Origin of the sequence: Gallibacterium genomosp. 2 (assembly GCF_000771895.1) — a bacterium.
In the GTDB taxonomy this organism is placed as follows: Bacteria; Pseudomonadota; Gammaproteobacteria; order Enterobacterales; family Pasteurellaceae; genus Gallibacterium.
Genome location: NZ_JPXY01000053.1, coordinates 1 through 8,748 on the forward strand (window position 1 = coordinate 1; position 8,748 = coordinate 8,748).

9 protein-coding genes and 1 tRNA gene are annotated in these 8,748 nt (G+C 37.6%); 1 reads left to right on the forward strand and 9 read right to left on the reverse strand.

Features of this window, described 5'->3' with window-relative positions; all coding sequences use genetic code 11:
* The 8 genes from P375_RS10590 to P375_RS10625 all read right to left on the reverse strand — a co-directional run.
* The coding region (locus P375_RS10590) for a translation initiation factor IF-2 associated domain-containing protein (RefSeq protein ID WP_039136864.1) at positions 1–232 on the reverse strand (232 nt) is incomplete at its 3' end.
* Positions 233–247: 15 nt separating this feature from the next.
* Positions 248–1,735 (reverse strand): transcription termination factor NusA, encoded by a 1,488-nt coding sequence (nusA, locus tag P375_RS10595; RefSeq protein WP_039136866.1) that lies wholly within the window; start codon positions 1,733–1,735, stop codon positions 248–250.
* 32 nt (positions 1,736–1,767) lie between these two features.
* Positions 1,768–2,229 carry a ribosome maturation factor RimP gene (gene rimP / locus P375_RS10600; RefSeq protein ID WP_039136868.1) on the reverse strand — a complete coding sequence of 154 codons (462 nt, stop codon included), beginning with the start codon at positions 2,227–2,229 and terminating at the stop codon, positions 1,768–1,770.
* A gap of 174 nt (positions 2,230–2,403) precedes the next feature.
* Positions 2,404–2,480: transfer RNA gene (locus P375_RS10605), tRNA-Met, on the reverse strand.
* Positions 2,481–2,659: 179 nt separating this feature from the next.
* The gene (gene bioC / locus P375_RS10610; RefSeq protein ID WP_245176459.1) at positions 2,660–3,448 is read right to left on the reverse strand and encodes a malonyl-ACP O-methyltransferase BioC; all 789 of its coding nucleotides are present in this window, start codon (positions 3,446–3,448) and stop codon (positions 2,660–2,662) included.
* Positions 3,427–4,071, reverse strand: coding sequence for a DUF452 family protein (locus P375_RS10615; protein WP_039136872.1), 645 nt, complete (start codon positions 4,069–4,071; stop codon positions 3,427–3,429). Before P375_RS10615 ends, bioC begins: the two co-directional genes overlap by 22 nt.
* Before the next feature lie 9 nt (positions 4,072–4,080).
* On the reverse strand, positions 4,081–5,241 hold the full coding sequence (locus P375_RS10620; protein ID WP_039136874.1) for an aminotransferase class I/II-fold pyridoxal phosphate-dependent enzyme: 1,161 nt from the start codon (positions 5,239–5,241) through the stop codon (positions 4,081–4,083).
* 83 nt (positions 5,242–5,324) lie between these two features.
* The gene (locus P375_RS10625) at positions 5,325–6,671 is read right to left on the reverse strand and encodes an outer membrane protein transport protein (RefSeq protein ID WP_021462477.1); all 1,347 of its coding nucleotides are present in this window, start codon (positions 6,669–6,671) and stop codon (positions 5,325–5,327) included.
* A gap of 234 nt (positions 6,672–6,905) precedes the next feature.
* On the opposite strand from P375_RS10625, the gene P375_RS10630 reads away from it, so the two are divergent.
* Positions 6,906–7,196 carry a YfcZ/YiiS family protein gene (locus tag P375_RS10630; protein ID WP_039136876.1) on the forward strand — a complete coding sequence of 97 codons (291 nt, stop codon included), beginning with the start codon at positions 6,906–6,908 and terminating at the stop codon, positions 7,194–7,196.
* Positions 7,197–7,428: 232 nt separating this feature from the next.
* Here P375_RS10630 and sstT read toward each other — a convergent pair whose 3' ends face one another.
* The gene (gene sstT / locus P375_RS10635; protein ID WP_039136877.1) at positions 7,429–8,676 is read right to left on the reverse strand and encodes a serine/threonine transporter SstT; all 1,248 of its coding nucleotides are present in this window, start codon (positions 8,674–8,676) and stop codon (positions 7,429–7,431) included.
* Between the last annotated feature and the right edge of the window lie 72 nt (positions 8,677–8,748).

Consider the following 8,748-nt stretch of genomic DNA (forward strand, 5'->3'; position numbering starts at 1 on the left):
TGGCTTCCGCCTCTTTTTGCGCTTTGGCTTCCGCTTCTTTTTTCGCTTTAGCTTCCGCTTCTTCTTTAGCGTGAGTATCGATCACACGTGTTTTACGTGTCTCAATTTTTACTTCTTTGCTTTTGCCACTACCATTTTGTTGCACTGTTAAGGTGCTGTGTATTGAACGTTTTAATTTCAACTTGGTTGGCTTTTTCTCTGTTAATTGGGTATCAGTTTTTTTATCACTCATCTGTACGCCACCTTATTATTCTTCATTTCCGAACCAGCAAATATTACGTGCTGCCATAATCAATTGAGCCGCCTGTTCTGCCGATAATCCTTCGATATCCGCTAAATCATCAACTCCCTGTTCGGCAAGTTCTTCCAATGTGGTAATTTTCTTTTCAGCCAACTTCACAGCCAAATGACGGTTCATTCCATCCAATTTAAGTAAAGCCTCTTCCACATCAATATTTGCCAATGCTTCTTCTTCTGCCAATGCAATTTTTGTCAATGCTTCTTTCGCTCTATTGCGTAACTCTTCAGCAAGATCTTCATCAAAACCGTCAATTTCTAGCAACTCTTCAATCGGTACATACGCAATCTCTTCCAAATTTCTGAAACCTTCTTCAGTCAGAAGATTGGCAAAATCTTCATCAATATCAAGCGCTTCCATAAATAAGTTCATTGTTTTTTGATTCTCAGCCTGATGTTGGTTTTCTAAATCATCACTGCTCATTACATTTAATTTCCAACCAGTAAGACGAGAAGCTAAATTCACATTCTGCCCATTACGCCCAATAGCTTGTGCCAAATTAGCGGCTTCAACTGCAATATCCATTGATTTTTTGTCTTCATCCACCACAATGGAAACTACATCTGCCGGAGCCATCGCATTAATCACAAATTGTGCCGGATTGTCATCCCAAAGCACGATATCCACACGTTCGCCATCCAGTTCATTGGTAATAGCTTGAACGCGCGCACCACGCATACCAACACAAGCACCAACTGGATCAATTCGCTTATCGTGGCTCTTCACTGCAATTTTTGCTCGTACCCCAGCATCACGCGTTGCCGCTTTAATTTCAATCACGCCCTCACCAATTTCTGGTACTTCAATTTTGAATAACTCAATCAACATTTCCGGTTTAGAACGGGTTACGAAAAGTTGAGGCCCTTTCGTATCAGCATTGACTTTATATAACACACCACGCACACGATCTCCTGCACGGAAATTTTCACGTGGTAACAAATCTTCACGCAGAATAATTGCTTCAGCTTGGTTTCCTAGATCAAGGATAACATTTTCACGATTTACTTTTTTTACAATACCAGTGATGATTTCACCTTCACGTTCTTTGAATTGTTCAACCACTTTATTACGTTCAGCATCGCGAATTTTAGCACTGATAACCTGACGCACAGTTTGCATTGTAATACGATCAAAAGGAATAGATTCAATTTCATCTTCAATATATTCACCTAATTGAATTTCCGGTTCTTCTATTTGTGCCGCTTCCAACGTAATTTCTTTGGTTGGGTGGGTCACATGTTCTACCACTAACCAACGACGAAAAGTAACAAAATCACCGTTTTTTTGATCAATTGAAACACGTACATCAATATCTTGTTCATATTTTTTCTTGGTTGAAATAGCGAGGGCACTTTCCAACGCTTCAAAAATTTTCTCTCGAGGTAATAACTTTTCGTTTGATACGGCTTCAGCCGCTAATAAAATTTCTTTACTCATCTTTGTCTCTCTATCATCTCTTAAATTCTAATTTAGAAGGAAATTTTCGGCACAATATTAGCTTTTTGAATGTTACTAAAAGCAAATACCTGTTCCTGTCCCTCTACGTTTAAAGTAATCATATCGCCATCAACTTTAACTAAATCACCTTGCCATTTTCGGCGACCTGACATTGCGATACGTAAATGAATTACAACCTCTTCACCAACAAAACGTTGATAATGCGCTAAAGTAAATAAAGGGCGATCCAAGCCTGGTGATGACACTTCAAGGTTATATTTATCGCTAATCGGATCTTCAACATCTAAAATTGCGCCGACTTCACGACTCACATCACTACAATCATCAATAGTTACGCCATTCTCTTTATCTATATATAAACGGACTGTTGAATAACGACCAGCACGGGTACATTCAACCCCGAGCAGTTCAAATCCCATATCTTCAACAGTAGGTTGTAATAAATCTTGTAATTTTTGCTCTAGCGTTGCCAAAGATAATCTCCTTGTTAATTGTCAAAATTAAGGTACAAAAAAAGGGCTTATAGCCCCGTTTCTTCGTGTTAACCAAACTGAACAAATAAATTTATCTACTTAAATTTATTCCACAAAAAAACCCCTAACGGGGCTTATCTCTCTTAAAACTAAACCAATTTTAATTTTTAAAATTGGTTGCGGGGGCTGGATTTGAACCAACGACCTTCGGGTTATGAGCCCGACGAGCTACCAAGCTGCTCCACCCCGCGTCTGAAATACGTGGCGTATTATACATATATTTTTTGCTTGGGCAAGGATTTTATTGAATTTTTTATTGTAATTTTCAACTTTAATTCTTTAGTTTAAATTTCGCCCTAAAAGATCCCCATTCATTCAAGAGCTAACCACAACAAAATAAAACCATCTCTTGGTTAAAAACAACCTCACACTATGATAATTTCCTCGCAACAAAATACATCGGCACATAACTCAAATAAACAGAGCCATCCGCCAACGCATATTGCTGTTGATATGCTTGACAAAATTGTTGAAGTTTTCCTTTTGTCCATACCGTTTTTTGAACAGCCGTTACGCCAGTTGCTTTTAAATGACGTAATACTGTCAGTGGTGAATCAAATCTTAGGCGAATCGTTTCCGTGTCTAAATGCTCCAATAAAAAATGTGGTTTAAGCCAGTATTGCCATTCTTGAGTTGTTGGATAAGTTAAACCGACTCCGGTTAATGTGCTGATTTCCGTTAAGTTATTTGGCGCAAAAGTGTTAAATAACAGCATCCCATTAGCATTAAGATGCTTTGCACATTTTGCTAAAAAAGCTTCTTTATGATGTAGCCACTGTACTGTTGATGCTGAGATAATCAAATCATAATGCTGTGTTAACTTTAATTGTTCAATATCACCACCAATAAAACGTACCTGATCTACATTAGCACATCGTTTTTGCTGTAAATTTTGGTGAATATTATCGCTAAGGTAAAGATCGTTCAGATCCAATTCAGTTATTTTTACTGCTTTTATTAATCGTTCACTTAAATCACCCGTGCCACAGCCAATTTCTAACACACGATAAAACTGATGTTTTCCTGTTGTCTGTAATAACTCTATCAAATGTTGATTAATTTTCTGCTGCGCTATCGCCTGTTGCCCATAACTGAACTGCGCTGTTTGGAAACGTTTCGCCACCTGTTCTTTATCAATCAGTGCCATAATTGTTGCCATTGCTGAAAATAAGGAAAAGCATAATGTCCGGCTTCAATTCTTTTAATTACACAACGAGGTTGCCAATAAGTTTGTTGATTAATCACTGGGAAAATATAATCCTGTGTTGCAATCCACGCCTGATGCCATTGAAATATTACCGCTGGTCGCTGCTTGATTTGTTGAGCAAGAAATGACAACTCCCGTTGTATATTTTCTAATGAGCGATAATCCGGCAATTGTTGATATTGAGCCAACAGCTCTCGACTTTGACACATTCTACGTTCAAATTTATTTCTTGTAGTAGTATTTAAATTATCTAATGTTCCCTGAAAGATATCCGTCGGAATACCAAATAGATCATCATTCGGTTTAGATGTGCCATTAATAGCAACCGCTTTATGAATGGCGACATTCTGCAATACTTGTTCTGCCACCCAAACACCCATTGACCACGCTACTAAATAGATGTCGTTATAAGCGGAAAAATCAAATTGCAACTGTAAATCCTGATAGTCGTAACAGATTAATAAATCAAAATTTTGTGGTATTTGTAGATGCGCTACCGCACTAGGTGGCGTTCCCCAACCTGCAAAATAGAGAATTAAATTCGAACCTTGTTGTTCAATAAACTCTGTTTTCATCTAAAATCCTTATTGTAATTCTTTCAATGTTTTCATTAATTCAACAATTTCCTCTTCATTAATTGCAGCTGTTAATGAAAAACGAATGCGCGCCGTTCCTTTTGGTACTGTCGGTGGACGAATAGGCAATGCATAAAAATGATATTGCTGTAAACGATGAGCAATCTCCAATGCTCGCTGATTTTCACCAACAATATAAGGCACAACATTCGTTTCGCTCGGCATCGGCAAGTTCAGCTCATCTTGAATAAAATTTCGTAACTGTTGACTTATTTTAACTAAATGTTGGCGACGGTCGTGAAAACTAGCAAGTTTTTGCCAAACAAAATAGCTCCAAGCTACATTAAATGGAGGCAAAGCGGTGGAAAAAATCAGCGGTCGCATCGTGTTAATCAAATAATCTTTTACCTCTTGCTCACATACAACAAATGCTCCTGTTGAAGCGAGTGCCTTGCCAAACGTGCCGACTAAAAAATCAATCTGATTGATGTACCCCTGCTGTTCAGCAATACCAAGCCCCTTTTCACCGAAAACTCCAACAGCGTGAGCTTCATCAACATACAATAAAACATTATCATATTGCTGTTTCAGCGCTGTTAATGCCGATAAATCAGCAACATCGCCATCCATACTGAACACACTTTCTGTCACAATAATAATACATTGATAATCTGCCGCCACTTTTTGCAAAATATTCGACAAATGTTGGTAATCATTATGACGATAACGCATCCATTTGCATTCAGCCAGACGAATACCATCAATAATACTGGCGTGAACAAATTTATCCGCCACGATCAATGTATGTCGATCAGTTACTGCTGGCAAAATACCGATATTGGCGTGGTAACCGCTATTAAATAATAGACAGGCTTGGCGTTGATAATCTTGTGCAATGCATTGTTCCAAGTCTTCATAAATCGGGAAATTTCCAGTTAATAATCTTGAGGAAGAACTGGTTAAAGGCAATAACTGTTGTGAGATTCCCGCCAAAAATTGCGTTAAAATTTGTGGTTCTGCTGCAATACCTAAATAATCATTAGAAGAAAGATTTAATAACTTATCTCCTTGTCGCACAATCCACTTACCTTGATGTTCAATTTGTGGAAATGCTCGTCTTTGCCCGATTTGCGCTAATTGTTGTAGTTTTTCACTGAAAAAAGAGGTCATTCGTAATCCTTAACAATTTTTCTCTAATATATAACAAAAAAGGCTGAACAATGTCAGCCTTTGCTTTGAAATTTATTGAAAATTTAGAAACGGTAGTTTAATCCTAGACCGAATAAATGTGCGGTAGATTTTGAGTGGAACGTCCCTTTTAATGAACCTTGCTTCTCATCAAAAGATAAGTTTTTACCTTTCACAAAAGCATAACCTGCATCAACAGATAAATTTGGTGTAAAACGATAAGTTGTACCAAAACTGTACCACATACGGTCAGTATCAGGGATTGAAATAGAGTGATAATTTTGACTTACCGCAGTTTCATCATGAGCGATTCCAGCACGCAATGTCAATGATTCTGTCATATCATAGATAAAACCTAATGCTATACGCGTAGTATCACTGAAATTTTCATCTTTCTGGAATAATTTATTTCCACCATTATGTGCATATAGCTCTTTGAAACGACTCCACTCAGTCCGCTTAATACTATAAGTTACTGCAAATTTAGGTACTAAACGGTGATAGCCAGCAACTTCCCAATAAGCAGGCAGAGGAAGTTTTAATGATCCCGTACCATTACCACTTGTTACACCAAAAGCCGAACGTAATGTTGATGGAATATCAGTTGTATAATTACCATCAAAATCTAAACTGATATGAGAGTGATAGGATAAACCGATACGGTTATTTTCATTAAACTCATAAACTGCACCGACATTCCAACCATAACCCCAAGTATCACCTTCTAACTTGTGTAAAATTGCAGATTTATCCAATGTTTTAGCTTGTTGTGCCATTTGTGCATATTGCTGAGCTTCAGCATTGTTAGATTGAACAGCGGCATCTTGAGCTTTTTGAGCCAATGAAGACGCTACAGCTAAGTTTAAAATCCCCACACGACGCTCAACTACTGCATCGGCATACACTGCATTTACACCAACGCCAACACTGAAATTATTACTGACACGATAGGCACCACTTAAATTAAAATTAATCGTGGTTAAATCCGTTTTACCGCCAAAAAAGCCGGCATTATAGCTGTTATTAAATTCTGTCGCCAAGCCATAATTTACGTTTACTCCGCCGCCGACAGCAAAACGATCATTGATTGGATAAACCGCATAAACATATGGCAGCACTTCTTTCGTAGCGATGTTATCAGCATCTGCATTGTTTCCAAATGTTTCGCCTTTTAAATCAATATTCGGACGAACATAAATACCACCAATGGAAATTTCAGGCTGTTTAAAGAAAGTCATTAATGCTGGGTTGGTTGCCACTACAGAAGCATTTTCCGCCACTGCCGCATCCCCCGCATAAGCACGGCCTAAACCGGAAGTTGAGGTTTCATGTAATTGGAAAGCAGAGGCAAATGCTCCTTGAGATGCAACTGCAACCAAACTTGCAAGTAAAGTTTTTGAAAGTAAACGCATTAATTAGTTTCCTTATTATTTAATTAATTACTAGTGCCAATTTAAGAGCCTGAATCTTATGTAATATCACGGCATAACTCAACACAATAAGGATTTAAAGCGAAGTGATTAGACCAGTCAACCTCGAAATCAGCTTGATATAGATCAAATTAAATAAACTCTCAGCGGTTTTCTTGCAACATCGTGTTAAAATAAATTTGTTTTTTTATCACTTTTTTTGAATTGGAGTTATTTATGAGTCAAATGAAATGTAAACCTGAAGAAGCAAAAGTTTGTTGTTGTGTTGATGTTGGCACGGTTATCGATAATGAAGACTGTAGCGTTAATTTTGCTCAAGTTTATGCCTCTGAAGAACAAGCCCAACAAGCACTTGACTATTTAACTGAAAAAGCAAAAGCAGCCGAAAGCGAACCTTGCAAAATCACAAGTGAAATTTCTCAAGTTGACGGCGGTTATCAATTAAAAGCAGCATTTGAGTTTTGTTGCCAAGCCGAAGCGATGATTTTCCAGCTTTCCACTCGTTAATTTTTAACCACTCAAATAGCAATCTACTTCTTATTGTTATTTAACTTATCTAATATTGCCCGATCGAAAGTTCGGGCTTTTTATCGCATCCGTACCAACTTTTGCTCTCAACTTTTTAAATAATTAGAGAAAAAATACCTAAAGGAATATCTCATAATCCCAAATTTCGCAAAGAAAAATGGAGTGGAAATTATTCCACTCCATTTATTTCTGCCAAAATAATCACAAATAATTAAGCTCGGCTTTTACGTTCTTCCTCTTTACACGCTGCTGCAGTGAAAATAACATCTGTAGAAGAGTTTAAAGCGGTTTCTGTTGAATCTTGTAACACACCGATAATAAAGCCAACCCCAATAACCTGCGCTGCAATATCGTTTGAAATTCCAAATAAACTACACGCTAAAGGAATGAGTAACAATGAACCTCCAGCAACACCGGATGCACCACAGGCACAGATACTAGCAACAAGGCTTAACAATAATGCGGTCGGTAATGTAACTTCAATGCCTAAAGTATGTACTGCCGCTAAAGTTAAGATGGTAATAGTAATGGCAGCACCGCCCATATTAATGCTTGCACCTAATGGAATAGAAACTGAATAAGTTTCTTCTTTCAAGCCCAAGCGTTGTGCCAACTCCATATTAACCGGAATATTTGCCGCTGAACTACGAGTGAAAAATGCAGTTAAGCCACTAACACGAATACAGGTCCAAACTAACGGATATGGATTTTCTCTGGTTTTCCAGAACACCAAAATAGGATTGATAACAAAAGCAACAAACAGCATTGAACCAATTAATACCGCCAATACTTGGATATAACCACCTAATGCGGATAAACCTTTATCTGCCAAGGTACTTGCCACTAAACCGAACACTCCGATTGGCGCAAAGGCAATCACAACCTTCACGACCATAGAAACTGCTTCAGAAATATCTAACAATAAATTTTTAGTAGTATCTGAAGCGTGACGCAATGCCGCTCCTAAACCGATTGCCCACGCCAAAATGCCAATAAAGTTAGCGTTGAAAAGTGCATTGAATGGATTATCTACCACATTAAAAATCAATGTACTTAAAACTTGAGTTACACTTTCCGGTGGAGCGATAGATTTTTCTGCATCTCCCAATGCTAATTCAGTTGGAAATAAAAAACTAGCGACCACAGCCACTAATGCTGATAAAAAAGTACCTAGCAAATATAAATAGATGATACTTTTTAAGTTGCTTTTTTCACCGACTTTACGATTAGCAATCGCTGACATCACCAATACAAAAATCAAAATCGGTGCAATAGAACGTAAAGAACGGACAAAAATTTGACCAAGAATACTAACATTTTCTGCCAAATTAGTACCTAATATTGGTTCTAAATAAGGAGAAATCAGTGCTAAAAATATCCCTAATACAAGACCGATAGCAATTCTTTTCACTAACGAGCCTTGAAATAGTAATGTTATAAAACGAGATGAAGTAACCATAATTTATAATTTTCTATACTGTTGTGTTGAAAATTAAGAGATCTTTGATCTCCCAGACTGTTGACAAACCTC